We start from the raw sequence: 26,083 nt of genomic DNA on the forward strand, positions 1-26,083 counted from the left end.
TCCCGGGCAGCACAACCATATCCAACTTAGTTTAGTTTAGGAAGTCGCTTGAGATCGGCTAACATCTTGCCGATAATAATTGCCGCGTCGGAACGAAGAAGGCTGGATTTCGGTTCGAACGTGTAGCCTTTCTTCGGATCGGCTGGGTCAACCGGTGATCCTTTGATGTATCCCTTCTTGGCTATCGCCAGCACAGAAGCTTTAGCATAGTAGTCAATTTCCGTGTAGTCCTTGAAGGTCTTCTGTAATGCCTTATCAATTTTATCAGCATCCGTCTCAAGCTTCAAGTTTAATGCTCTTGCAAGGAATACGGCAGCATCTCCGCGTGATAGGTTTGCCGTTGGCTCAAAAGCGCGCGGCTGCGTACCGCGAATGATACCTTCGCGAGCTGCAGTCTCAATCGTACTATAATCCCAAAGTGCGTCTTGATTGATGATTGGCGGCACATCGTCAAAGTGAGGCTTACTCAGCTCATAGTTGAGTGGAATGTTAAGCGCCTTGACAATCATGCTGGTGAACTCACCGCGAGTTGTGTACATATCTGCGCCGAAATCATCAAAGTTAGCTGCGTTCATGACGCCTTTCGAATAAATCGTTTCAATATAGTTACGTGCATACGGATGGTTGGTCACGTCGGAGAAGGAATACCCCATCTTAGCTACTACATAATAGCCGAACTGATCGAAAGGAACCGTAATCGTATTCTTCTTCGTATCCACTACCCCGCCGAGATTCACCCAGAACTTGTTCTTCACGTCATAACGGTACACCGTAACAATAGTTCCCGCCGTATTCCGAATGCTTGGATCGAAGGAAAGTGTGAGTGAACCGCGTTTGGAAGCAACAAGCTCGCGGTCATCCGGACGTTCATCATAAGTTGGAATCTTCGTATCCCCGGGTCCGATAGCGCCCGGATATTGATAAGGATCCACGCCCATCTTGAGCGGATCATAGTTCGGCGTAGTCGTATCGTCGGCTAAACCTGCATCAATCCAATAAACCGGGCTGGATTTCACAAATCGGGTCGGGAACGACACTTTAAACCTTGTACCGAAGTTCTGCATGATCAGGTCAAAGTCCGCCGGTGGATTATCATATTCACGACGATCCACAACGCCATCCTCAGGGTTTGCAATGGCAAACAGCAGCTTATGGCCGGTAAATACCTGGCTCTTCAGATTAGCCGGTACGTTATAATCGCGGCGAATCAGCGAAGTGCCTTTCGGGAATGTCAATGAGACCGCACCATCGAACACTTTATTGGAGCTCTTCATTTCATCCAAGAATTGCGCACCCGGAATGTTCGTTGGCGTGTACGTAATCTCAAAATAGTTGTTTACGCTGTCTGAAGCACTTTCGATTGAGAAATTGATCTTGTTGACTCCGGGCTTCAGTCCCGAAACCGTCGCTTTAAAAGCATTCGGGTATTCAATGCCATTGGCCGGTGTGTTATCGGCATCATAAGCATATTTATCTGCAACCTGTTTATTAATCGTAACTTTGTCTGCACCTTTGGCATTGATAATCACTTCGACGAAGTTCTTATTCACGATTCCTTCTGCCGGCAGGTATGGACGAAGGATCTTGTATGGCAACACGCTAGGATCTACTTCTAAGCGGTAAGTCGCCTTCGGTCCTGTAAGACCACTGTTATACACATTGAACAGGAATACGCTAGAGCTTCCATCGGCATTCAACTCTTGCTTCCGCAGCAGGAACTGGAATGATTGTGTCTTCAGGTCGTAACGGACAATAAGATCTCCGTTAATATTGCCGTTCGTCGGGTAAATACCGACCGGCGTATCGCCATTCACAATCTGGAACGGATCGCTAAGCTTCCATGTGATAGGAGACGCAAGCGATGTACTCGTAATTCTAAGGATATAATCGCTGGCCGGAACGTGTCCGCTCGCTTCCGGTGCCATTAGCGTCGTCATTTTATTGCCGACGGTTACGGCGTTCTCCCCCAAGTCAATGAAGTCGAACGTGCCATATACATTCATGAAAGCCTGAGTCGTCGTATAAATCGAACCGGTCTTCGTGAAATTCGGATCATTTAGTATCGGTCTCGGGTTCGGAATAGCATCCTCGAACGTGAATGGGAAGACACCTGTTGTTTGAGCAGGAATGACCGGCAAATTCGTCGGTACCTTATTCACTTTAACAACTTTCTCATAATAACTCTTCGAGCTTTGGAATACGAACTTGAGCTCATTCTCTCCATTAAACATGGCATCAAGTGCTTTCGTATAAATATCAGGCGTTGCAGGAACCAATGCTGACGGATCAAGTTCAAATTGCGTCACATCTGTACCGACCGGTTTCAACGGGAACGATACGTTATTAATGTAGAAGTACACCGTTCTCGGTCCCACACTGTTATCGTATCTAATTTCGGACGTATTATTAATATTTTGCAAGGAGCCACGGAATTTTCCTAATTTGGTCTTAATGATATCCGTAACGCGATCCGCCGAAGTGGAATCATCGCTAACCGTCATGCCATCGAAAATGGTATTGAAGTTTGCGTAAGGTCCATATAGCAGCGTGAATTTTGCGGACTTCGAATCACCTGTCGCGCCGCCAACCTGTACCGTAATCGTCTGAGTGCCTTCGAACGGCATTCTGTGGAATTCGAGTATCACCCGTTGGAAGACCTGCGGCGAACCGTTCACGGTCCGCGTGACCAAGGACTCTTCGCGAATCGCATACTCATTGGAATTCAAGGTTTGCCCAGCTGCCGGAGCCGGCTTGAGTACCGGAACCGAATTATGCCCGTACAAATCCGAAACTCTCGTTACTGCAACATTACCCGTTCCGCTCGGGTTGCCAATAAGCACTTCGATACCAACCGGCAAACCATAAATGTTTTTCCCTTCGAGCGGCGTTCCTTCAATGCTCTGGTAGTTAGTTGGCTTATAGCCGGCCAAATGGTTAATTTGACTGACAAACGGCTTACTCTTGTCGCGTAAAGAGAAGAACAAGTTGTCTGTACTTTGTTCCGTCGGTGTGATGTTCAAGTGTGCATTCTCTTCATTACGAGCGGTAAGCTTCACGTTATAGAGCGTATCGAAATCAAACCCGGTTGCCACTCCCAGATTAATCGTATATTGATACACAAAAAACTTATCTGTTGGTTGAGGATTTCCAACTATAACGATATTTGCCGGAACAATCGGCAGGGGCGAATATGACGGATCTGTTGCCTTCTTGTACTCTGCCTTCATTGAAGTTAATGGTAAGGTTGGATCCGGATGCGGCCGATCGGTCATGACCGGCGGTGTTCCATACAACTCTGGGTAAACACTGTTTGGCACAATGACTTTACCCGTCAGTTGCAACGTATTCGTCTTCGTGATAACGAAGTTAGGGCTGTATTCCAGTGCAGCTGATTGCAGTGTCGGAGGTGTTGCGGCGTTGTCCATCTCATTGATATTCACATCATAGAAAGTGACGCTTCCATTATAGAAGGCAATGTCACGCGTAGTCTCGATAACCTGCGTGCCGTTCTTAATCCGAATGGTAACTTGGTTCTTCCCCTTCTGCAGGGTGATCGGTGCCGCCGCGAAGGAATCATTGTTGGCGCTGTTGACCGAATAGGTCTTGCTGCTTCCGTTCACAATGATGGTCACTTGCTGTGCATTAGGTGCTTTACCCGTAATACTGATATCCGCACTGCTGCGTCCCCGCGAAGTTGTCGATTGCACAACCGTTGTTTGATTCTCCAGGACCGGGAAGTTATTTCCGTCCAGGCTTGCCGTCAGATCATAAAGCATCGGTCCGTTCCGATATTCTACGTAAATGGAGTTGGCTACTTCTCCTCCACCCTGGGTGCCTTTAAACGTAATTTTGTTGAGTCCGGGAAACAGTTGGATATTGAATATCTGCAAACTGAACCCGTTCACCGAAACGTTACTGGTTAGGTTCTCGCGCTTGCTTCCTGTTTTGTTCTCATCCGTCGGATCAATAATCTGGATGACATCATAAGAGATCGATGTTGGGTCCACATTGTTCAGTGTCCCTTGAAGAGTAATACGCTCTTCCGTCGTGATTCTCGGGGAACCGATTTGATCGCTTTCACTTGGGAACGTAAAATTGCCTGTCGCGGCATGAGCAGTCTCCATGCGATTCGCAGGCACTAATTGAATCACTAAGGCCAACATAATAAACAACGTAACTAATTTTCTGATCACGGTGAGCCTCCTCCACTTCAATCCCATACACATAGTTTGATGTATCCTTTTTATCGGCGCTAAGCCTTCAAAAGTTTAGACAAGAACCAGAAATCGAGTGGGCAAGTTCCCATACAAAACAAAAAACTTCGCTCCCGGCGGGGAACGAAGTTTTGAGTTAAACTATTGTAAATCCATTATTTCGAACGTGATTGCTGGGTACCCATCACCAGTCGCTGCAAGAAATTAATCAGCGGTCGGCGGGATTTATCGACGATACCGATAAGCTCCGCGCCAATTTGAAGAATGAAGACGAGTACGAGAATGACGCCAAAGGTAATCCAGTTTGCGGCATCCGATTGCACGATCGTGGATTGCAGTACTGCGCAAATTCCGAAGACCGATGCGATTCCGTAAATAATCAATACCGTCCGACGGTGGCTAAAGCCGAGTTCACGCAGGCAATGGTGCAAATGACCTTTGTCCGGCGCGAAGATCGGTTTCTTGTTCACCCAACGGCGTACGATTGCGAAGAACGTATCCGACAACGGCACACCAATGATGAGAAGCGGTGTAATGAAGGAAACCATCGTAACCTGCTTAAAGCCCATCATCGATAATGTTGCAAGTGCGAAACCTAGAAATAACGAGCCGGTGTCACCCATGAAGATCTTAGCCGGGTGGAAATTGTAGACTAGGAATCCGATTACGCCGCCAAGCAGCAATGCGCATAGCAAGATAACCGGTGCGGAACCCATGAACGCAGCCATGACGAGAATGCTGCTGATCGCGATACCGGACACGCCTGCTGCCAGGCCATCTAGTCCGTCAATAAGGTTGATCGCATTCGTCACGCCTACAATCCAAATGATCGTAAGCGGAATACTGATCCAAGCCGCAATCGGCTGCATGGCTTCGCCGAACGGAATGTTGACCAGGTCAATCTTAACGCCGAAGCCGAGTACGACAACGCATGCCGCAATCAATTGGCCCAGCAGTTTTACTTTCGCAGACAATTCAAAACGGTCGTCCAGTGCGCCGATGATGACAATGATCGTGCCGCCAACGAGCAGCGCATTAATCAAGTTCGTGTCGTAGCTGCGCAGCAAGCCTTCCGGAATGAAAGGTTTCACTGCAAAATAAGCTATGACAAATGCAGCATATATACCTAGACCGCCAAGCCGCGGCATGATTCGTGTGTGTACTTTACGATGATTTGGCTTGTCAATTGCCCCGATTTTGTTAGCGAATTTAATAACAAACGGGGTAAGTGCAAGTGCAAGACATAATGAAATGATAAATCCGATTGCGTAGAGTACGACCTGACTCATTTCCATCTCCCTTTCATAGCTATCGCCGGATTGAATTATACGCTGTTTGAAAAAGAAACTCCACTCTCATTTTCAAGCAATTTTCACGGAATTCCCCTTTAAATCGCTTGCTTGGTCGAGTTATTGCGACATTTTCTTTCTCGCACAGCGCATTCGCTACATTTTTCGGCCATATATCTACATATTAGTAGCTTTCCTGTTTGCTGGGGAGAGGGAGCATCCATATATTGATTAACGTAAAAATGTTGCAATTTGTTTCGCAGGCACACGCGCTTCTTCTTTTAATTGTACAATTGCGTCGTGATGAGCAGCGCGCCATCCTTGCGGATCGTCGAGCAGCTTGCCGATTGCCGATACGAAAGCTTGCGGATCAAGCGCTTCGGTCGTGCCGATTGGCGTCAGATTGATCCGGTTCAGGAACTGATCGATCTTCGGATCATACGACAGGCCGAGCATCGGCACGGACTGATTCGCTGCGTAGATAAGCGCATGCAGGCGCATGCCCAGCAGCGCGTCACAACGGCTGACCTCCAGCAGCATAAGCTGGGGGTCGTCGCCGGGCTCGGCAATCTCGGCCACGCTCGCGCCGAGATCGCCGAGCTGTTCCATCACCCATCGCGACGCTTCCGCGTCTGATGGCGTGTGGAACGGCAGGAACCGCAGCCGCACCGCCCGGCTGCGGGCCAGCGCTCCAAGCGCGGCGGCAACGCGCGCCAGGTCCGCGCCGTCCTTGCGCCAGTGGCGCAAGGACACGCCGACCACCGGCAGCGGCGAAATCCCCGCCGCTGCCTCCGCCGCGTCTGCGCCTACACCGCCTGCGCCGGCGACAATCGCCGCCGGCAGCGGCAAGGCCATGACCGGATCGGGTACAACGTCGATCCGCTCACGCGGTACCCCCATCCGCCCAAGCAAAGCGGCGGATTCGGCGTCCCGCACGGAGACATACGCGCTGCGGCGCATGACGCCGCGGATCAGCCGGTCCATCCACCGGCGATTCACGGGGCCAATCCCTTGCGCGTATGCGAATGTGGGTTTCCCAAGCAGCTGAGCCAGCTTGAGGATGCCCGTATAATAAGGAATCGTCTTGGCGCCTGTCGCATCCTGCAGCAGGCTGCCGCCGCCGCTGATCAGACCGTCGCTGCCGCGAATGGCGCGAACGATCTCCCCGAGGCGCATCCGATGGACGGCTTCCACGCCGTACATCGAAGTCGTCCATGCGGGATCGACGGACAGCACGATCGGCACGATGCGAAGCCCCTGCTTCGCACCCTCTTCGTCCAGCGCGAACAAAATCGATTTCAGCACCGCTTCGTCCCCGCTGTTGCGGAAACCGTAATAGCCGGAGATGACTACACGCCGGACTTGAAGCCCTGTTTCAGTTGTGCGATTCGTGGTGCCCATCGTTTCCAAACTCCTTCCCCAATCTGCCACACGCCGATAATCACAAGTCCAATCAGCGCGCCCAGTACTAGACCAAGCAAATCACGGATGATGGAAATCGGAAGCGGTGTATGAATATGCGCGAATGTGTCCACCATAGACAACTGGCCGATGGCGCCTACAATAAATAATACCCACGCTGCGCGATAGCGAAGCGCAACGAAAATCCCGAAGAAGAAGAGCGGATGCGAGAGCAGAAACTCTTTCGTCCGCGGCCGAACCCCGAAGGTCGTCTCCAGCACATTACGGAACGTCAGCTCTAGGGATGAAGCTTGTCCGGCATTGCCGGTACGAGACAGATAATAGAGGGCCATAACGCCAAGCACGCCGGCTACGCCAACCCAGAGAACGGTTATTTGCATCTTCAACAGCTTGCGCAAATTGCCGAATACGGATTCACCCGTGTACAGAAGCAAGTACAGCGCGACGAGCGCGATCGGAGCCAAATGCAGCAGGCTGACGCCGCGGAACTGCTCCAGTACAAGCTTGTACGTAATATTGTTCAAGAGACCCACGATAAACGGAATGCCGCTCATCGAGATTATCGAAGTCGTCGCGAAAATCGTGATTGCCATCAAGAGCCGGCGTCCTGCGCTGATGCCCGGGAAGAACCAGCGGACTTGCTGGTCGCTTCCGCCCGCAACGCGAGTCGCGGTAGCATCCGCTGCGCCGCCGATCGGTCTGCGGTTGCCGACCGTATGCGCCCGCACGCGGCGGATCGCCCAGATCAAAGCCAGCGTTGGCGCACTGATTGCCGCGCCAAGCGCGAGTCCTTGCTCAAGAATCGATTTCGAAAGCACGTACAAGCCCGCGCTGCCGATGACGCCAAGCACAAACACCGGAATCGCCACGCCCGGTACGAAGGCGCTGATCAACAGGGTAATGAAAGCAATGGCGCCAAGCACCACGACGGCTTTAAGCGGTTTATGCCATGACGGCGATTCGTACTCGAACGGCTGCGGGCTGTCTACCGCAAAACCAAGCTTGTCCATTTTGGCCAACACGCCGTTCTTGTCTTGCATCGCATTATACAAATTCTCGAGCGGATCGGTAATCATCGATTTCACGGGACTGCTCGAAGGCGCTCCGTTCAGATAGAACATGCGAATGCTGCGGTCTTTCGCAGCAAGCTGGAACCGATCCGCGATCTCTTCCGGCTTCATCGAAGCGGCATCATTATCGGAGAGCGAATACAGTCTTACTACATTATAATGAGTCAAATAGCCGAGCGTGTTCATGCCCTTCTGAGGCTTGGAGTTCTCGATGGCCGCAATTCCGATGCCATGCTTATTCAGCAGCTCCGCGAACCGGTTCAAGCTCTTCAGCTCGGCATTGTCCGCGAAGCCTTTGACGGCATCGCCTTCAAACAGAATGCGCGTCACGCCCATTTGTTCGAAACCGCCAAGCATCGCATCTACCGAAGCGGCATCGAACGGCACACGGTCGGACAAACGCGGAACAATCGTAAAGCCTGCCTCATGAATCTCGCCGAGTGCGATCGGATCCGGCACCATAGGCTTCAAGATCGCATTCTCAAGCGGCGTTTCCAGAATCAAGCCGCCACGGCCTTCATGGCTCCAGGAGGAAGTCGTAATGCCCCATTGCTTATAAGTCGATTCCAATACCGGACGAAGGGCTTCCTCATCCTTGGCACTGGAGAACAGCACATACGTATAATTTTCATCGGCTGCAGACGTTTTGCCTTGCAGCTCGCTTGCGCTGGAAGAATTGTATAACGACAAACGTCCGGCCCAGCTCAGCTCCTGCAAAGATGACTCGAACACGGCCATCGCCGTAATGCCGGCCGCATGCATCTTAACCAGCTCGTCCTTCACGAACTGCTTTGGATGGGCTTGATAGGCTGCGATTTGGACCAAGTCGCGGTAATCGAACACCATCTGAACCTTATCGGAGGTCTTCTCCATCTTCCAGCGCGTAGCGCCGATAGGCAGTGCCGCAATCAACCCTAATATCGTCAATACACAAAGGACAAACGTTGCTTTGCGATTCCATTGTTGCCAACCAGTATGCACATCTTCCACTCCTTAACATTCTCCGTAGGAATTATCGCTACGATTATCTGTCTGTGTTTCCGCAGCAATATTCACGTACGGAAGCTCCGATCCCATTACCAATCTAGTTGTCCACGCGCTCCATCACAGCTTGCGTCAGGCGCTGAATCGCTGCCTTCGCTTCGTCTTGCGAGCTGCCGCGTACAGCAAAATACACCTTAATCTTCGGCTCCGTGCCTGAAGGACGCAGGCAGAACCATGAGCCGTCGGCAAGCAAAAACTTCAGCACGTTCTCAGGCGGCAAGCCGTCCAATCCCGGCAAATAATCGAGCATTTGATCCACGGGTACGCCGCCGATTTCGGAAGGCGGATTGTTGCGCCAATCTTCCATGATCGCTCCGATTTGGGCAACGCCGTCAACGCCTTTAAGCGTACGGGATTCCAGGTGCTCCAAATAGTTGCCGAACTTCGCATATAATTCAACAAGGACATCATACAGCGTTTTGCCTTTGCTCTTATAATAAGCAGCTGCTTCGCAAATTAGCATGGAAGCGATAACCGCATCTTTATCACGCGCATAAGTGCCCGCCAAGTAGCCGTAGCTTTCCTCATAACCGAATAGGAAGGTACGCTCTCCGCTTTTCTCATATTGCGTCATTTTCTCGCCGATATACTTGAAGCCGGTCAAGGTATTGACGACTTCCGCACCATAGGAAAGCGCAATATCTGCGCCCATTTCACTCGTCACGATCGTCTTCACCACGACGCCGTTGGCCGGCAGATCGCCGCGTTCCTTACGTGTGCTGAGCAAATAATTGACCATAATCGCACCGGACTGGTTACCCGTAAGCACGACGTATTCGCCTTCATTATTACGTACAACCGCACCCATCCGATCGCAATCCGGATCGGTTCCGATAATAATGTCCGCGCCTACCTCTTGGCCGAGCTTAATCGCAAGATTGAACGCCTCACGCTCTTCCGGATTCGGCGATTTCACCGTGCTGAAGTAGCCGTCAGGCTGCTCTTGTTCAGGCACGATATGAACATTCGTAAGGCCGGCTTGCTTAAGCACCTCGCGCACAGGCATGTTACCTGCGCCATGAAGCGGTGTATACACAACCGTCAGCGCCGCGCCGTGTCCATCCGCAAGCAGCTTGCCGTTCAAGCTCTCGGCTGCGACAGTAGTAATATAATCGCGGTCTTCCGCGTCGCCCAGCCAGTGGAGCAAACCTTTGGCTTCCGCTTCTTCGCGGCTCATGCGGCAGACTTGATCAAATCCGGTAACTTGCTGGATCGCGCCAATCACCTCAGCGGCATCTTGCGGAACAAGCTGGCAGCCATCGGAGCCATAAGCCTTGTAGCCGTTATATTCAGGCGGGTTGTGACTCGCTGTAATGACAATACCGCTTGTTGCGCCAAGCGCACGAACGGCGTAGGAAAGCTGAGGGGTTGGACGAAGTGCTTGAAACACATGGGCCGTCACACCGTTCGCAGCCAAGACAAGCGCAGCATCAAGCGCAAACTCAGGAGAGTTGTTGCGGGAATCGTATGCGATGACGACAGAAGGGGTGCTGCTCTTAGTAAGGACCCAGTTCGCCAGTCCTTGCGTAGCTTTGCCGACAGTGTAGCTGTTCAATCGGTTTGTCCCTGCGCCCATAACGCCGCGCAGTCCGCCTGTTCCGAACTCAAGCTCACGGTAGAAACGGTCTTCGATTTCTTTCTCGTTGCCTCTTAACGCGGCAAGCTCCTGTTTCGTAGCAGCATCAATCATCGGATCGCTCAGCCAAGCCTCGTATCGTTCTACAGTAGAATGGTTCATCTCCAGCATCCTCTCTCCATCCAGTATTTTATATATGTAGCAAGCTCAAGCCCTGTCTTTATTAACCCTATCCTGCCGGGTTTATTCAGGATCCTTCAGTGCAAACATAATCTCGCCTTCCGCCACGACTTTATCGCCGACTTTAGCAACAGCTTGTCCTTTGCCGATCATGCCCTTCATTCTTGTGATCTCTACTTCTAATGTAAGGGTATCGCCGGGAACCACTTGTCCGCGGAACCGGCAGTTATCGATGCCTGCGAAGAAGCCGATTTTGCCGCGGTTTGCTTCTACTTTAAGAATCGCAACACAGCCGACCTGCGCCAGCGCCTCCACAATAAGTACGCCCGGCATCACCGGGTATTGCGGAAAATGTCCCGTGAAGAACGGTTCATTCATCGTCACGTTCTTAATGCCGACGGCCCGCTTGCCTTCCTCCAGCTCAATAATGCGGTCAACGAGCAGAAACGGCGGGCGGTGCGGGATAATTTCTTGGATTTGTCTAATATCTAACATGATGTAAACTCCCTTCAAAGGTCGGTGTAATAAATTACAAGGTATTGTGCCAAAATAAGGCCATCCATCACGAAACTGCAGTCGTGAGGTTAAGATAAGGGGGATTGAACGCTGCAACCGTTCATCGCGGCCAAGGCGAGCTCAATCTCCTTTTTACCATTTACGCGGGCGGAGCTTTCTTATCTGTCTCTTCTCCCGTGCTCTGCACCGCACTGCCCTGCTCCTCTTCGTCCTTGTTCAAGCCAACGAAAAGAAAAATGTAAATAAACGACGTTATAAATGAAAACGCGATGACACCCCATAAATAAGTTCTGGCAAAAGGAAGTTCAAAGAAGATAAACAAGATGGCCAAGTAATACAGGATGGTGGTCAGTTTCCCCATCCAATTGGCAGGAACCGTCTTCTTCCCCCGAAAATGGAAAAATGCCGATCCGACGATCATCCCCGCATCCCGGATAAAGATAGCCGCTCCCGCGCTCCACGGAATATGTTCGGTTATGAGCAGCGACAAAATGACGGTAATCATCATCATCTTATCCGCGAGCGGATCAAGCATTGCCCCCACCGAAGTCACTTGCCCGTATTTCCGCGCCAGATAGCCGTCCAAAATATCGGTAAGCCCCGCGATGACGACAATCAGAAAAGCCCATTTCATATGATTCGAAGAGTCCGACGCAAATACGGCCACGTAAACGGGGATTAAAGCAAAACGAAGCATCGTGAGCAAATTTGGAAGATTCAAACGTTTACGCCCCCTTACCTTTATGGCGGAAAAGATGCTTCAAAGATTCTAACCCATTATACCTCTACGCTGGAAAAAATAAAACTGTCCGAACTAGGTAGAGATCGGCTCCAAGCCTTCATTCTTGCCGATTCTTTGAACGAATTCGGCCATGACCAGCGAACTAAATTTGGTAATACCTATCTGACACCTTCAATTTCCCTCCTCCAAAGCCGTTAACTATAATGGATAGGAAATTTATAGTCTTTGGAGGTTTTAAACAATCATGCGCACGAACAAACACGCAGCACCCCTGTGGCAACGCACCTGGCTTACAATGATGCTTGCCATTGTCCTTAGCTTCTCTTCCTTTGCAGGACTCGCTTACGCCGATGAAGTTGTAACGGGACTTGCCTTCGAGAACGCTCCGTCACCCGCCGTGCTTTATATCGATGATGACTCGATTTCACTTGAAGTGAATGCCACTATACAAGGTGCAACTTCTGTAAAAAGCGTTACGACAGATGCGACTTGGAGCTCCTCCAATACCGCCATTCTGAAAGTGTCCGCCGGTGTTGTTACGGGTTTGGCGAAGGGCACTGCAACGGTTAGCGCAACTTACAAAGGCTATAAAGTCACCCTGCCGATAACCGTTAATTATCGCTACGACAACGTAACGATTGCGGAAGGCGGGACTAATGTCGGCGCCACGGAAGAGGTCCATCTGGGCGATACAATCTCCTACACCCTGACGGCGATCAAGAGCGGCAGCACGAATGAGGATGTGACCGACTCCGCAACGTGGACAAGTTCAAACCCCAATGTGGCTACAGTAGACGATGGCGACATCAAGCTGCTTAATGCCGGCGAAACCACCATCACAGCCAAATATAAAGGAAGAAGCGATACGGTTAGGCTAATCGCAACCTCTCCTTATGATAAACTCACGATCTCACCGGATGACCTGCTTGAATTCTATGTCGGAGACGGCAACAAATCCCTAACAGCCGTAGTCACCACGGAAGATGACGATTCCGCAACGGTTACGGATACGGCACAATGGACTTCCGGCAATACGGCCGTTGCCACTGTATCCAAAGGTATCGTTACGCCTGTAGGAAGCGGATCTACAACGATTACCGCTACACATCTGGGCGTGTCGAACAGTATCAATGTCGTAGTACGTCCAGCATATGAAGCTATGCGTTTGAACCCGAAGGAAGATCAGCATTTGAGCATGCAGGATAGCCCGGTAACGTTCAACGTAACCGTTATGAAGGGTACAGGAATACCTGAGGTCGTAACAAGCAAAGCAACATGGACGTCCTCCAACTTCTTCGTGGCAACGGTTAAAGACGGTGTCGTTACCCCTAAAGGCATTGGTACAACCGTTATTAAAGCGACTTACTTGGGTCTTTCCCAGCAGGTTTCGGTCACGGTTTATCCGACGGTGAGCAGTCTCAAAGCAGCTTCCGAGACCGTTGACGCGTTCCTGAACGATAGCGTTACATTGCCTAAAGTTTCAGCCGAATCGATTGCCGAAGAAACGATCGACGTAACCAACCTTGTTGCTTGGACGAGCAGCGACAAAGACATCGTGGACAAAGTGGATGGCAAGTGGACAGCGAAGAAGGTCGGTACAGCCGTTCTTACAGGCACGATTCAATCCAAGTCGGTCACCGTTACCGTGGTCGTGCACGAGAAGCCGCTTATGCTGACAACCGATCAAACCAACGCTTCCGTTGTCCTAGGCAAAGAAGTGAAGCTGCCGGTGATTACGCTCATGTATGAAAACGGCGAAGAAGAAGATGTGACAAGCCTGGTTACATGGAAGAGCTCCTCAGCCAACTTGCTCGTGAAGGCGCCGAACATGAGAGGTCTGCAAGCCTCGAGCGTTACCCTCACGGCTTCGTATCTTGGCAAATCAACTACGATTCGCGTCACGATCGAAGAGGAAATTACGAAGCTGTTCGTGGATGCAAGCAGCCTTTCGCTGAACATCTCCCGTACCAAGAACCTTAAAGTAACGGGTATTTATAAGAGCGGCAAATCGGTTTCCTTGAGCTCCAAGATGAACTGGACCATGAATCCCGAAACACTTGCTTCTATTAAAGGAAGCACGGTGAAAGCATTGACGGAGGGTACAGGCAAGCTGACGGGCACTTATCAAGGCAAATCGATCGAGGTAGCCATTACGGTCGTTGCTAAAGTGAAGAAGCTGACCTCGTCGGCCAAGTCCCTTACCCTTGCGGCCGAAGGCAAAGAAACGGTTAAAGTTACGGCTGAGTACGACGTAGGCCGGATCACCGATGTAACGAAGAGTGCCGTATGGACGGTTGGCAACAATAAAGTGGCCACTGTGGAAGCAGGCGTCATTACGGCTGTCGGCAAAGGAAGCACGATGGTCCGAGCGACCTTTGATGGCAAATCCATCAGTATCCGTGTGATCGTAAAATAAGACGCAAAACAAAAGCACCTCCTTCGAATCCCATCGTCAACTACTACGGTAGTCCGATGATATTCGGGGAGGTGCTTATTTATGCGGCCTGCAGTCGAAACGGAAACCAAAAAGCCCGCTCCAAGGAGCAGGCTTCCCATTAATCAGCAAACACCAGATCATACATGTGCTTCCAAGTGGCAATATCGAACACTTCGTCTCCCGGCCGCTTGCCGATGATCGTATAGCCCATGTACATGCCGCCGAGTATGGCTGCGATGCACAGAATGGGAACGATGCTCTTGCGAAGCGTCCATAGTAAAGCCCGAAGAGCCGGATGGCGTTTCTTGCGCGCTGATGTTTTGCCTTTAGCGGTTTCCGGGTCACGCTCGGACTGCATCGTCCCGTTCTGACGCTGCCTCTCGCCCGCAGGCGCAGGGTTGATCAGACTGGAACGTTCCATTTGAGTAACGCCGTCTAAACCCGCCGCTGTTTCTTTCTTTGCATCCATACGCATTCACTCATTTCCTAGGCGCGCAAATTGTTTGCAAGGCCCAGCATCGTATCGCTGGAGGATAAAGCCCTTGAGCTGAGCTGATAAGCTCTTTGCACGCTAATCAATTCCGTCATCTCGTCGGACAAGACGACATTAGATTGCTCCAGAAAACCTTGTTTTATCGCGATCTTAGTTTCGGCGCTCGCGTTCACGTCATGCATGACATCTTCTACCTGAAATCCATCCGCAATGGCGAATAAGTTATCCGCAACCTGCGACAGGAGGGAAGGCTTGTCCACTTGAACCAGCTTCAGCTGTCCCATCTGAACAATTTCGCCGGACGGCAGCGTACCAATGATGCTTCCGTTCGGATCGATTCTGACTTCCTTCATCTCTGCGGGGATTTCAATCGGATTGCCATCGACAGACGAGATCGGATAGCCTTCTTTGGTTGTCAGGATATTGACGCCGTCCCGCGTAAACGTGGTCTGGAACGAGCCACCGCGAGTATAACCAAGATCGCCTTCGGCATTAACCGTAACCTCGAACAAAGCATTGCCTTCGATTGCAACGTCAAGGGGCTGGTCCGTTTGCTGAATGGGTCCTTGAGAGAAGTCCGGTTGAACCATCGTCAGGCGCGAGCCCCAGCCTTGGTTGAAACCAAGCGGAGTCAGACGTCCCGGTTGATCAAACACCTCGGGCTGCTTCTTCAGCGTAGTCAGCAAGTCTTCAAATGTGCCGGTCTTGCGCTTATAGCCGACTGTATTCACATTGGCAATATTGTCAGCGAGCAAGTCCAGCTTCTGCTGCAGCCCATTCATGGACACCATCGCATTAATCATCGAACCGTTCAATTCAGTAGCCTCCTCTGCCGTGCCTCGTTAAGACTTGCTAGCGAGCGGTTATACGCGGCCAATCTCGTTGACCGCTTTATCTAAGCTTTTATCATAAAATTGAATGACCTTCTGATTCGCTTCATAAGCACGTGCCGCCGACATCAAGTCCACCATCGACTGCGCCGAATCCACGTTAGAACGTTCGACGTAACCTTGTTTCAGCTCGATCCGATCGCCTGCATCCATCGTCCGAACCCCTACGTTCTCATCGCCAAGCTTGAACTTGCCGTCACCTTCGCGAACAAGATTGTTCGGATTATCCACAACCGAGATGAGCAGTTGACCGGCACTTACGCCGGTATCCACATCAACCAGTTGATTATCGCTCGTTAGCGTCAGCTTGTTAAACGTCATCCCGGCGGGCAGCTGAAACGGCTGCTCATTGGCGCCAAGCACGCGGGAGCCATCCGGCAATGTCAGGAAACCTTCGTCATCAAGCTTGAACTGACCATCGCGCGTGTAACGCGTTTCGCCATTCGTATTCTGAACGGTGAAGAAGGCTTGCGGTTGGAACACGTAATTGCCGTCCGCCGACATCGCCTTGCCTGATCCGTCAAACGTCATGCCGGGCACTTCAATGTCCGATACAATGGCAAAATCGCTGAACTGGTTCGTCTGCATCAGATCGCCCTGCAGGTTGATCTGCAAGCTCTCTTCCGCGAACACCCCGGTGTTCAGCTTACCTACCACACGGCCTCCGCCGTCTTGAACGCCGGAAAGACGCAGCAGCATATCCGGAAAGGAGTGCGTCACCGCACTTTTCTCTTTATAACCCGGTGTATTTAAGTTTGAAATATTATTCGTTACCGTATCATGCCGGTGCTGCTGCGAAATCATGCCTGATGCAGCTGTGTACAGACCTCTTAGCATGAAGCTACCTCCTGAGCGCTCAACGTACTGGATCGGTTATCTATGATTTATATCGGTTAACCTATCCTTACGATGAATAGAACGATTGCATGACTTTTGAACTAATCTGTACAAAAGCTTGTCCCTTGGCACGCCCCCCTAAAGGCGTCCTACCCGAACATCCCGCATGCAGCCATTCATCCGTTTATCGCTTAGCGTCTTCCGTGATCTCTGCGCGGTGCACGGTCTAAATGATCAAGCAGCAGGCCTGTTCCTTTAACAACGCAGTGCATGGGATCTTCGGCAATCAGAACCGGTACTTTAAGCTCTTCTGCAAGCAGCGCATCAAGGCCGCCCAGCAGCGCGCCGCCGCCTGTCAAGATAACGCCGCGGTCAATAATATCGGCCGACAATTCCGGCGGAGTCCGTTCCAGTACTGACTTAGCTGCAGAAACAATAGACGATACCGGCTCCCAGAGCGCTTCGCGCACTTCTTCCGAGTAAATCGTCACGGTCAGCGGCAAGCCTGTAACCATATCGCGCCCGCGAATGTCGATCTCTTGTCTGAACCCATTGTCGTAGACGGAACCGATCTTGATCTTAATATCTTCGCTTGTCCGTTCTCCGATCAACAGCTTGTACTTGTTCTTGATGTACTTCATGATTGCTTCGTCAAACTTGTCCCCTGCGACTTTAATCGAAGAAGCGGTCACAACGTCGCCCATGGAAAGCACGGCTACGTCCGTTGTGCCGCCGCCAATATCAACAACCATGTTGCCGCTCGGCTGGTAGATATCCATGCCTGCGCCAATCGCAGCTGCCTTGGGCTCCTCTTCGAGAAAAACATCCTTAGCGCCGCTGCGCTCTGCAGCCTCGCGGATCGCCTTCTGCTCTACCGACGTAATGTTCGTCGGAGCGCATATTAAGATACGGGGGCGGCTGTACCAAGAACGGCCGCCCACGCGATCGATAAATGCCTTCAACATGATTTCCGTTATTTCAAAATCAGCGATAACACCGTCTCTAAGCGGTCTGATGGCGATTATGTTACCGGGGGTCCGTCCTACCATCCGATGCGCTTCTTCACCTACCGCAAGCACGCGCTTCGTCTCGCTCTCAATCGCGACGACAGAAGGCTCATCAAGTACAACGCCCCTCCCTCTTACATGAATGGACACGTTAGCTGTTCCCAAATCAATCCCAATATCCTTGCTAAACATAAGGTCTCTAATTCCTCCACGGCGAATGACGAATGCTCCATACAAAACAATCGTCTTTAGTAGTCGGGTGCAATGATCATCTTGTATAGTATTCGCTGAAATGTACGAAATTCCTCTATTTTTGTAGAAAAAATCGCTTACGATTTCGCTGCGGCAAGAACCTCGCGCTTGCGTCCTGAGCTCTTCTTGTACTTGATTTTGGTTGCTTCTCCTCCCCTCAGGTGCCGGATCGATTTGTGGTATTCCAGAATGTGCTTGACCTGGTCTGCCAAATCGGGATTTATTTCCGGTAATCGCTCGGTCAAATCCTTGTGCACTGTGCTTTTGGAGACGCCAAATTCTTTAGCGATCGTCCGCACCGTGTGCTTCGTCTCGACGATGCAACGGCCGATTTTTATGGTCCGTTCTTTGATGTAATCGTGCACGCTCCCGCCTCCCTACTCGAGATAGTTTGGTACATTATATGAGGGGTACGGGTATATATTCTTTGTGTCCAAGCGTGACAAGCCAAAGAACAGCAATTATTTTCAGAAACGCCTGCTTTTCCGCTTCGAAGGGCTATAAAGGACGTAAAAGAACATAAAAAAAGAAGGCAGGGTATCCTGCCTTCATAAAGCACTCCGCTGGCTTCTAGTTCTCAGTTGCGCTTGCGGAATCAGATGTGATAAGCGTATTTGGGTTAACCGCTTTGCCGTCCTTGCGCACTTCAAAGTGCATGTGGACGCCAAGATCTTTCTCAAGTTCGCTTCTGCCTGCTTTCGCAATGACCGTGCCTTGTTTCACTTCATCGCCCACTTTAACTTGCACGTCGCTCAAGCTGTGGTAGACGGTAACGATTCCGTCGGCATGCTTGATCTCGACAATGTTGCCGTTAAGCGGGTGTTTCTCGGATACGATGACGCGGCCGCTAAGTGCTGCCGTTACATCAAATGCCGTGTCGTTCTTCGCGAAGTCAATCCCCATGTTCGTTACGAACGTGTTGCCCGATTGAATCAAAGCGGCTTGACGCTCTTCACCGGAAGCTTTCGCATCATAGAACGGCGCTACGACATCCAGCTGGCTGCGGTCAACAGGCCATTGCATCAGTTCTGACTCCGATGAATTAACGGCTTCATCATCTGCCGGCAATTGGTCCGCTGTCATTCCATCCGTCGTACCTTGCGAGACTTCTACGTCGGTGCTGGCTGGCTTGTTACTAGTTTCCCCAGCTCCCCCATAGAGCCACATTAAGGTTACGATAATTGCTGCCGCGGCTAGGAATGCTGACGGTGCTGCCCACTTCTTCGCAAGCAGCTTTCTCCATGCAGATGGTTTGACGGCAGTGCCTCCCACTACATTTTTGGGAGCTTCTTCATTGAACTTTGATTTGTTATCACTCATTGTTCGATCACCTCACTAGCCATTGTTGCCACAACCTAGCAGTTTATACGTGAGGGTTTAACATTTTTTGAGATTGTTAGAGAAGCTAGGGGCGACTGCTGCGCTAGTCTACCAAGCCTTTCGCCGTCGTGAGCTGCGTTCCCGAATAATAGTGTGCGAGAATCTCTGCCGCCTTTCCCCCGCTTTGCGCCATGCCGTTTGCGCCCCATTGGCTCATTCCGACCCCATGACCATAACCGAAGGTCGTGATTTGGATCTCATCATCAAGGATGGTCCAGTTGAATTGCGAGGAAGCCAGTCCAAGCTTCTCTCGAACCTCTCTGCCGCTCAATATCTCCCTGCCGATCATAACCGTCTTAATGCGTTTGCCCGCTGTCGTATCCAGAATCCGCATCTGCCGGACCGCGCTTTTCTTAATGCCAAGCTTCTTGCTAAAATCGTTCAACGTCATCGTAACCGTTTCTTTATAGCTGGGGGAGATGGCCTTGTCCCACGGGCTGGCGACGCTGCGCAAGTACGGCAGGTCCAGATCCCAATAATCCGAAGCGTTCTCTGTATAACCATTGCTCGTGGAGAAAAAGGCCGCTTGGATCGGCTCTCCCTCATACGTCACGATTTGCCCCTTCGTTTGCTCTACGGCCTCGTTCAGCTTCCCAAGGTTCTTTTCCTTGGTTGTCCCGCTCCAGCGCGAGAGAAGCGAATTCAGAGGCACGTACACTTGGTTCATGACGGTATCATCCACATCCGCCCGCTCTGCTTCACCGCTTAGCCCGCTGCGGTCGTTCGCTTTCATCCGTTTGTAGATATAAGTTCTGGCTGCGATCGCTTGCGCCTTCAGAGCCTCCAATTCAAAATCAATCGGCATCTCGCCGGCCAGCACGCCTCGCACATAAAGCTCGATTGGCATCTTCTCGATCCGTTTCTCCTTGGTGAGGTAGACGTTAACCCACATGCGGTCATAGGCGCTAAGGGACTTTAACCCTTTACTGCCGCTCTTGTTCCCTGTTGAAGCTTCCACCGACGGCTGTTCCTTCACCTGCTGCTTGTTCGTCTCGGTCGGTTTCGCGCTCTCCTCCACTACAGGCTGCTCGTACGTCACATCATCCAGCAGCTGCTGCTGCTCTGCGGATAGGCCATGCTCGCCGCCCCTGGCAGCGGCATTCCTATCATCCAGGAGATAGACAGCCCCTCTCACCAGCAAGACAAGCAGCAATCCCCAAGTAAACCACAACACCCAGCCTCTCAACCACCTGCTCCTCGGACTGCCTGTCCGCCATCTCACACGTTCCATCTGCTGCTCCTTCCTGTTCTGCTAATCTCATTTCTCTTAATTCACATTTGGTACAGTCTATGAACCGGAAAAGTAGGATAGTACCGAAAAGGAAGAAGAGATTGTTGAGGGGATGAGGGATGAGGGATGAGGGATGCGGGTGCGGGTGACGGGTGCTGGTGGGGATGAGGATGCGGTTGGGGGTGGGGATGAGCTTTGGTTTGACGATTCCGAACCGCGAAGCGTTTTGTATCATTTCGAAGAAGAGGAATTGGGGGGATACGCACGCGTACGTGCTAGAATAGTGGCTGCCGATGGGGCGGAATGGCTTGCCGTTTCAGCTCTAACGAATCGTAGAGGTCTTATTCGGTCGAATTTCTCGCCTCCAAAATTCTAACGAATCGTACGGGCCTTATTTGGGTGAAATCGGCTCCAAATTGCCCATTAATCGTCAAATAAGGCTTCCACGATTCGTTAGCATTTTTTTTAAGCTATTTTGGGGCAAATAAGACCTTTACGATTCGTTACAGCATTTCGAGTGGAGATCGGCGTGGTTTTGGTGTTGAGAGTTTGATTTTCGCACGCTCAGCTTCCTTCGCGCGGAAATCGGGTTAGTTTGTTTGCTGAGCGTCCATTTTTGGAACTCTCAGCTTCTTTTCGATGTGGTTTCGAGGTTCAGAGTTCGATTTCAGAACGCTCAGCTTTCTTCGCGAGGGGAATTGGGTTAGTTTGTTTGCTGAGCGTCCATTTTTGGAACTCTCAGCTTCTTTTCGGCCTGGTTTCGAGGTTGAGAGTTCGATTTCCGCACGCTCAGCTTCCTTGAGGGGGGAGGCGGAGATCGTAACAGCAATTTTGCCCAAAACAAAAAGCTGCCTCGAACGTCCACAAGCGAACGTTCGAGGCAGCTTATACGATTATGTGTTAGGAATGTATCTTATGCCCAGGTAGGTTGAACCTTCAAGCGCGGCGCTTCTTTCTCGCGCTTCACCGGCTCTGCGGACATTGCCGCTACAACAACCGGTTCCTCGAGAACGGCAGCTACGCCTTCGAGTACTTTCGTATACACAGGCTCAGCCGGTACCGGATCGACACGGTGAATATCGGCGCCAAGCGCCGCAAGCTTACCGGTAATGTCGACATAACCGCGATCTACGTGGTGAAGGCCGGTGATTTCGCTCTCGCCATCTGCGCAAAGCGCCGCACAGATCAGTGCTGCACCTGCACGAAGATCGGTAGCGGTTACTTTCGCGCCTGTTAGTGCCGTGTTTCCGCTTACGATAGCCATACGGCCGTCGATCTTGATTTGAGCGCTCATCTTCTGGAATTCCTCGACATGCATGAAACGGTTCTCGAAGATCGTTTCCGTCACAATGCTGGTGCCTTCGGCAATCATCAGAATCGCCATCATCTGCGACTGCATATCCGTTGGGAATCCTGGGTATGGTAACGTCTTGACGTCTACTGATTTCAATTTCTGCGGACCCACTACGCGCAGACCGTTGTCTGTCTCCGTAATGGCAACGCCCATCTCTTCAAGTTTCGAGATTACCGGCGCCAAGTGCTCGCCGATTGCGCCGTCAATATGAACATCGCCGCCGGTCATGGCAGCTGCGATCATAAAGGTACCCGCTTCGACGCGGTCCGGAATGACGGTGTGCTGAGCGCCTTTCAGCTCTTCCACGCCTTCAATACGGATAATGCCTGTGCCAGCTCCGCGAACTTTCGCGCCCATGGCATTTAAGTAATTGGCAAGATCAACGATCTCCGGCTCTTTCGCCGCATTCTCGATCGTTGTTGTGCCTTCTGCAAGGACAGCTGCCATCATGATGTTCTCCGTTGCGCCAACGCTGGCCACATCCAGATAAATCTTAGCGCCCTTCAGCTTGCCTTCTTTGCGTGCCTCGATAAAGCCATGACCAAGAACGATTTCGACGCCCATGGCCTCGAAGCCCTTCAAATGCTGATCAATTGCACGCGTGCCGATTGCACATCCACCCGGGAGGGAAATTCTCGCGCGGCCGAGTCGAGCCAGAAGCGGTCCCATTACGAGGAACGATGCACGCATCTTGCGCACCCATTCATAAGGAGCTTCAAACGAAGTCAAATTCGCTGCGGAGATACGCATGGTTTCATTGTCATATGTCAGCTTACCGCCCAATGCGGCAAGCACTTGTTGAATGGTGATTACATCGTCTAGATTAGGCACGTCATGAATGACGCTCTCGCCTTCCTTTGCAAGTAACGTGGCAGCGAGAATCGGTAATACGGCATTCTTTGCTCCGCTTACACGAACGTTTCCGGATAGTCGCTGGCCGCCGCGGACGATTATTTTGCTCATCTTTAGGTTTCCCTCCGCGTGCAGTAGATTCTTGTCTTATGCACAATTAATGGTACGGCGCTCCGTACCCAACCTACATCTTACCACCCGTCTACAAGAAACGACAAGCGTTATTTTCTGCCTGTCGAACCCGCACCGAAAATGGCCTTTTTATAGTCTTCGTAGCCTATTTCTCGTTTCGTACCGTCATATACTACCCATTGTTTACATATTGCCACCTTGTTATTCGACAATTCCCCTCAGCAAGCCCGACCAGTTCCAGTAATCAAGTACGAAGCCGGCAAAGCCATGCCCCAGCACGATCGAGAGCATAATTTGCAAGATGCGTGCCTGCGAGCTGCGCGGACGCTTCAAGATGGTGTCAAGCTTCAGCTCTTGCAAGACAACCCAAGCCATTGCAATGCTAAACAGCTCCACAACGATGGAAATAAGTGCATGTATGCCCGCATTAGCGGCTAATTGATCCATTTCGATTGACTCCCTGCTACAAGTTCAAGTTCTACATATTCATTGCGCGAAGCAGCAGGGCCGCGAACTCCGCTCGGCTCGCCGTCTGCTCCGGCCTAAAGCTGCCGTCCGGGTATCCCCCGAGCAGCTCTTTCTGCTTCATCGTCTGAATGGCCGGCGCGGACCAGCGCGTCAGCTTCACATCCTTGAATGACGCTGCATAAGGACGTGCACTATTCAACTGAAGGGCCCGAAGCAGAATAACCGCCATTTCTTCACGGGTTATCGGCTTGCCGGGACCAAAAGCACCGCCAGGATAACCGCCGACCCATCCGGTTCCGGAAGCTTTCGTAATGGAGGCGTATGCCCAGTGCTTAGACGTGACATCCGTGAAGCCCGGTCCCGCGCTTGCACTCGGATTCAGCGCCCTCACCAGCATGGAGACGGCTTCTGCTCGTGTTATGCTCCGATTCGGGTAGAAGCGGTAGTTGCCGCTCCCTTCCACGATGCCTTCCTTGCTCAGCGCTATAATCGTATCCGCTGCCCAGTGACCGGTAATATCGCGAAACCCTGCAACGACCTGTTCCGCGTCCATCCGAAAGCCATAATACTGTCTGTCAAAGCTGCCGCTCGCCGTCACTTTGACGTAATACAGGCCTGCCTGTACGCGCTGCTCTTTGACCATGCCGGTCTCATTCTTTGCGGACTGCAAGGTAAATAACGGCTTCTGCCGTTTATCGAACACCTCCGCCTTCATTCGGATTCCACTCGGAATGCCGGTAACCTGCACGGATAACACGCTTTCACTTCCAAGGCGCAATTGATACCAGTCGGCATCCCCTGCCCCCATGACACCCCAGTAATCAGAACCTTTGGCAACGCCTGTTGCTTCATAAGCTTTGTTGTTCGGCTCGTTGGGATCCGTATATTTTGAAATAAGCTCTATATGCAAGGTATACGACGCAGCGGACGGGCCGGCCTGCGCCGACATGCCGTTATGCACGCGTATGTAGTAGATACCCGGAGTCACATTAATCGGTTCCGAGGATTCGGTCTCGCCTTCACTGTTCTCGTCGATTTCCTGCAGCGTGGCCCCTTGCCGTCCAAAGGCGAGTGCGGGATCAATCCGCGCGGAGTCGGTAGAAAGCGAAAGCTTGAGCGTGCCCCCCGTTTCAAAGTGAATGGCGTACCAGTCGCGATCCCCGGTCTGATGAAAATTACCCTTCACCTGCTGGGACCGCGGCTTCAGCGTAAACGCTTGATATTGCTTATCGTTCACTTCGTAGCTGTCCGGTGCAATCTCGAAGGAGGAGGTGAGCAAATAGGGCAGCCGCTGCTTCGCGGTTGAGTCGAAGTAGTGGAGCTCAAATTCATTCCTCCCTTTCTTAACGTTCCATTCCACCGTTTGGTTGCCGAGTTTCGTAACTTTTGTGCCCTGCACCACGCCCCCCACAACATGGGTCATCTGGAGAATCGGCGTGGTTTCTCCGCCGGAGAGGAGCCCTTGGATCTGAAGGGAAATGACGCCGTCATAAGGCGCATCGATCGTATACCAATCTTTATCTTGGCCGCCTGCAAGCTCGGCTGCGATCCGTTTACCAAGCGGAAACTTATGCGCGGTCTGCCTGGTATCGTTCGGCTCGTAGCCATCTGCTCGAAGCACGCCCGTTACAGCGCGGTCGATCTGAAGCAGGCCGTGGCCGCTGGCATCATCCACCCCCTGTTTGCCGATATCTTTTGCCGTCTGCCTGAGTAATGCACGTACCTGATAGGGTTTATAGCCGGGATGTACCGCCCATACGAGCGCTGCCGCTGCCGCCGCCTGAGGCGCAGCCATCGAGGTGCCTTCTTCATGCTTGTACCCGCCTCCCAGTGCCGTCGTATAGACATGCCATGGTGCCGCAATATCAATCTCCGGACCGGCATTGGAGCGCGGCTCGGGTTTCCCGTCCGCGTCTACGCCGGCCACGGCAAGTACCGTAGCGTAAGCGGCCGGATATTTCACTTCGGCCTTCGAACCCAGCGCCAGCCCGTCGTTCCCGCTGGCTGCTACAAGCAGTGCCCCTTTGGACTCCGCATACTGCACAATGTCGCGGAGATAAGGCGAATACCGATAAAGGCCAACGGAGAGCACGATAATCCGTGCACCGTGATCAACCGCATAGACGATCGCCTTGCCCAGCCGCTCTTCATCGCCGAAGCCATCGGCATCCAGCGCTTTGATCGGCATGAGCTTGGCACGCCATAGAATGCCGGCAATGCCTTCTTTATTGTTCCCTTCACCGGCAAGAACCCCGGCTACGGCCGTCCCGTGTCCGTTGTCATCCTCCGGCGGCTTGCCCGGGCTGACCAGATTCGTGCCGGCCACCAGATTGTTCTTGAGATCCGGGTGATCGAGATCGACGCCGGTGTCGATGAGCGCAATGGTCAGATCCAGCTGATCATGCACCTTCGACCAGGCGGTCAGAGCCCCGATCTGATCCAGGTGCTGCAGCTTCGGCAGCTCCGGATCATTGCTCGCCGGCGCGGCCAGCAGCTTGACGCTGCCGATCGGCTCGGCGTAGGCGATCTCCGGCATCCGCTGCAGCCGGAGGAGCCACTCGGACGTGTCCGCCCCCGGGTCCTCGGGGCGGACAACGTCCACCGCGGCCGCCGCCGGCATCGCCAGGCGGCGGAGCAGGCGCGTGCCCGGCAGCGGCTTCGCCAGCGCCGGGTCGGCCCGTTTGATGAGCCAGCCGC

At 52.0% G+C, this 26,083-nt stretch carries 18 protein-coding genes; 1 reads left to right on the top strand and 17 read right to left on the bottom strand.

All coding sequences use genetic code 11. The features are described 5' to 3' along the window. Positions 1–26: 26 nt before the first annotated feature. From I8J30_RS34135 to I8J30_RS30025, 7 genes are all read right to left on the bottom strand, one after another. Entirely contained in the window at positions 27–4,193 is a 4,167-nt protein-coding gene (locus I8J30_RS34135; RefSeq protein WP_210664099.1) for an S-layer homology domain-containing protein, read from the bottom strand. A gap of 176 nt (positions 4,194–4,369) precedes the next feature. Next, positions 4,370–5,503 carry a glycosyltransferase family 4 protein gene (locus I8J30_RS30000; RefSeq protein ID WP_210664100.1) on the bottom strand — a complete coding sequence of 378 codons (1,134 nt, stop codon included), beginning with the start codon at positions 5,501–5,503 and terminating at the stop codon, positions 4,370–4,372. A gap of 231 nt (positions 5,504–5,734) precedes the next feature. Then, positions 5,735–6,904: a polysaccharide pyruvyl transferase CsaB gene (gene csaB, locus I8J30_RS30005; RefSeq protein ID WP_210664101.1), complete on the bottom strand. Its 1,170-nt coding sequence runs from the start codon at positions 6,902–6,904 to the stop codon at positions 5,735–5,737. Further along, entirely contained in the window at positions 6,853–8,976 is a 2,124-nt protein-coding gene (locus I8J30_RS30010) for a DUF5693 family protein (protein ID WP_210664102.1), read from the bottom strand. Before I8J30_RS30010 ends, csaB begins: the two co-directional genes overlap by 52 nt. Positions 8,977–9,079: 103 nt before the next feature. Then, positions 9,080–10,786, bottom strand: coding sequence for a phospho-sugar mutase (locus I8J30_RS30015; protein WP_210664103.1), 1,707 nt, complete (start codon positions 10,784–10,786; stop codon positions 9,080–9,082). 72 nt (positions 10,787–10,858) lie between these two features. Then, on the bottom strand, positions 10,859–11,290 hold the full coding sequence (gene fabZ / locus I8J30_RS30020; protein ID WP_090982305.1) for a 3-hydroxyacyl-ACP dehydratase FabZ: 432 nt from the start codon (positions 11,288–11,290) through the stop codon (positions 10,859–10,861). 160 nt (positions 11,291–11,450) lie between these two features. Continuing rightward, a complete protein-coding gene (locus I8J30_RS30025; RefSeq protein ID WP_210664104.1) occupies positions 11,451–12,032 on the bottom strand; it encodes a CDP-alcohol phosphatidyltransferase family protein in 582 nt (193 codons plus the stop codon). 265 nt (positions 12,033–12,297) lie between these two features. Here I8J30_RS30025 and I8J30_RS30030 point away from each other — a divergent pair, with 265 nt between their 5' ends. Further along, positions 12,298–14,469: a bacterial surface protein gene (locus I8J30_RS30030; RefSeq protein ID WP_210664105.1), complete on the top strand. Its 2,172-nt coding sequence runs from the start codon at positions 12,298–12,300 to the stop codon at positions 14,467–14,469. A gap of 139 nt (positions 14,470–14,608) precedes the next feature. Here I8J30_RS30030 and I8J30_RS30035 read toward each other — a convergent pair whose 3' ends face one another. The 10 genes from I8J30_RS30035 to I8J30_RS30080 form a co-directional block, all read right to left on the bottom strand. Beyond that, positions 14,609–14,965, bottom strand: a complete 357-nt coding sequence (locus I8J30_RS30035) for a DNA-directed RNA polymerase subunit beta (RefSeq protein ID WP_210664106.1) — start codon at positions 14,963–14,965, stop codon at positions 14,609–14,611. Between the two features lie 11 nt (positions 14,966–14,976). Next, complete coding sequence (locus I8J30_RS30040; RefSeq protein WP_210664107.1) at positions 14,977–15,798, bottom strand: flagellar hook-basal body protein; 822 nt, start codon at positions 15,796–15,798, stop codon at positions 14,977–14,979. Between the two features lie 48 nt (positions 15,799–15,846). After that, on the bottom strand, positions 15,847–16,710 hold the full coding sequence (locus I8J30_RS30045) for a flagellar hook-basal body protein (RefSeq protein ID WP_210664108.1): 864 nt from the start codon (positions 16,708–16,710) through the stop codon (positions 15,847–15,849). 191 nt (positions 16,711–16,901) lie between these two features. Continuing rightward, positions 16,902–17,909, bottom strand: coding sequence for a rod shape-determining protein MreB (gene mreB, locus I8J30_RS30050; protein WP_091224990.1), 1,008 nt, complete (start codon positions 17,907–17,909; stop codon positions 16,902–16,904). A gap of 137 nt (positions 17,910–18,046) precedes the next feature. Continuing rightward, positions 18,047–18,334 (bottom strand): sporulation transcriptional regulator SpoIIID, encoded by a 288-nt coding sequence (spoIIID, locus tag I8J30_RS30055; protein WP_090575384.1) that lies wholly within the window; start codon positions 18,332–18,334, stop codon positions 18,047–18,049. 205 nt (positions 18,335–18,539) lie between these two features. Beyond that, the gene (locus I8J30_RS30060; protein ID WP_091224989.1) at positions 18,540–19,289 is read right to left on the bottom strand and encodes a M23 family metallopeptidase; all 750 of its coding nucleotides are present in this window, start codon (positions 19,287–19,289) and stop codon (positions 18,540–18,542) included. Positions 19,290–19,392: 103 nt separating this feature from the next. Then, entirely contained in the window at positions 19,393–20,580 is a 1,188-nt protein-coding gene (gene spoIID / locus I8J30_RS30065; RefSeq protein ID WP_210664109.1) for a stage II sporulation protein D, read from the bottom strand. A gap of 913 nt (positions 20,581–21,493) precedes the next feature. Further along, positions 21,494–22,897 (bottom strand): UDP-N-acetylglucosamine 1-carboxyvinyltransferase, encoded by a 1,404-nt coding sequence (gene murA, locus I8J30_RS30070; protein WP_210664110.1) that lies wholly within the window; start codon positions 22,895–22,897, stop codon positions 21,494–21,496. Between the two features lie 222 nt (positions 22,898–23,119). Next, positions 23,120–23,365 carry a DUF1146 domain-containing protein gene (locus I8J30_RS30075; RefSeq protein WP_091224985.1) on the bottom strand — a complete coding sequence of 82 codons (246 nt, stop codon included), beginning with the start codon at positions 23,363–23,365 and terminating at the stop codon, positions 23,120–23,122. A gap of 31 nt (positions 23,366–23,396) precedes the next feature. Then, positions 23,397–26,083, bottom strand: a 2,687-nt coding sequence (locus I8J30_RS30080) for a S8 family peptidase (RefSeq protein WP_210664111.1), incomplete at its 5' end; no start/stop codon positions are given.

It is taken from the genome of Paenibacillus lignilyticus (genome assembly GCF_017942085.1).
Classification (GTDB): Bacteria; Bacillota; Bacilli; order Paenibacillales; family Paenibacillaceae; genus Paenibacillus_Z; species Paenibacillus_Z lignilyticus.

Bases quoted from the DNA above. Each gene is read 5' to 3' on its own strand.
- I8J30_RS30000 (WP_210664100.1), bottom strand. From the start codon at position 5,503: ATGAGTCAGGTCGTACTCTACGCAATCGGATTTATCATTTCATTATGT.
- csaB (WP_210664101.1), bottom strand. From the start codon at position 6,904: ATGGGCACCACGAATCGCACAACTGAAACAGGGCTTCAAGTCCGGCGT.
- I8J30_RS30015 (WP_210664103.1), bottom strand. From the start codon at position 10,786: ATGCTGGAGATGAACCATTCTACTGTAGAACGATACGAGGCTTGGCTG.
- fabZ (WP_090982305.1), bottom strand. From the start codon at position 11,290: ATGTTAGATATTAGACAAATCCAAGAAATTATCCCGCACCGCCCGCCG.
- I8J30_RS30030 (WP_210664105.1), top strand. From the start codon at position 12,298: ATGCGCACGAACAAACACGCAGCACCCCTGTGGCAACGCACCTGGCTT.
- I8J30_RS30035 (WP_210664106.1), bottom strand. From the start codon at position 14,965: ATGCGTATGGATGCAAAGAAAGAAACAGCGGCGGGTTTAGACGGCGTT.
- I8J30_RS30045 (WP_210664108.1), bottom strand. From the start codon at position 16,710: ATGCTAAGAGGTCTGTACACAGCTGCATCAGGCATGATTTCGCAGCAG.
- mreB (WP_091224990.1), bottom strand. From the start codon at position 17,909: ATGTTTAGCAAGGATATTGGGATTGATTTGGGAACAGCTAACGTGTCC.
- I8J30_RS30060 (WP_091224989.1), bottom strand. From the start codon at position 19,289: ATGAGTGATAACAAATCAAAGTTCAATGAAGAAGCTCCCAAAAATGTA.
- spoIID (WP_210664109.1), bottom strand. From the start codon at position 20,580: ATGGAACGTGTGAGATGGCGGACAGGCAGTCCGAGGAGCAGGTGGTTG.
- murA (WP_210664110.1), bottom strand. From the start codon at position 22,897: ATGAGCAAAATAATCGTCCGCGGCGGCCAGCGACTATCCGGAAACGTT.
- I8J30_RS30075 (WP_091224985.1), bottom strand. From the start codon at position 23,365: ATGGATCAATTAGCCGCTAATGCGGGCATACATGCACTTATTTCCATC.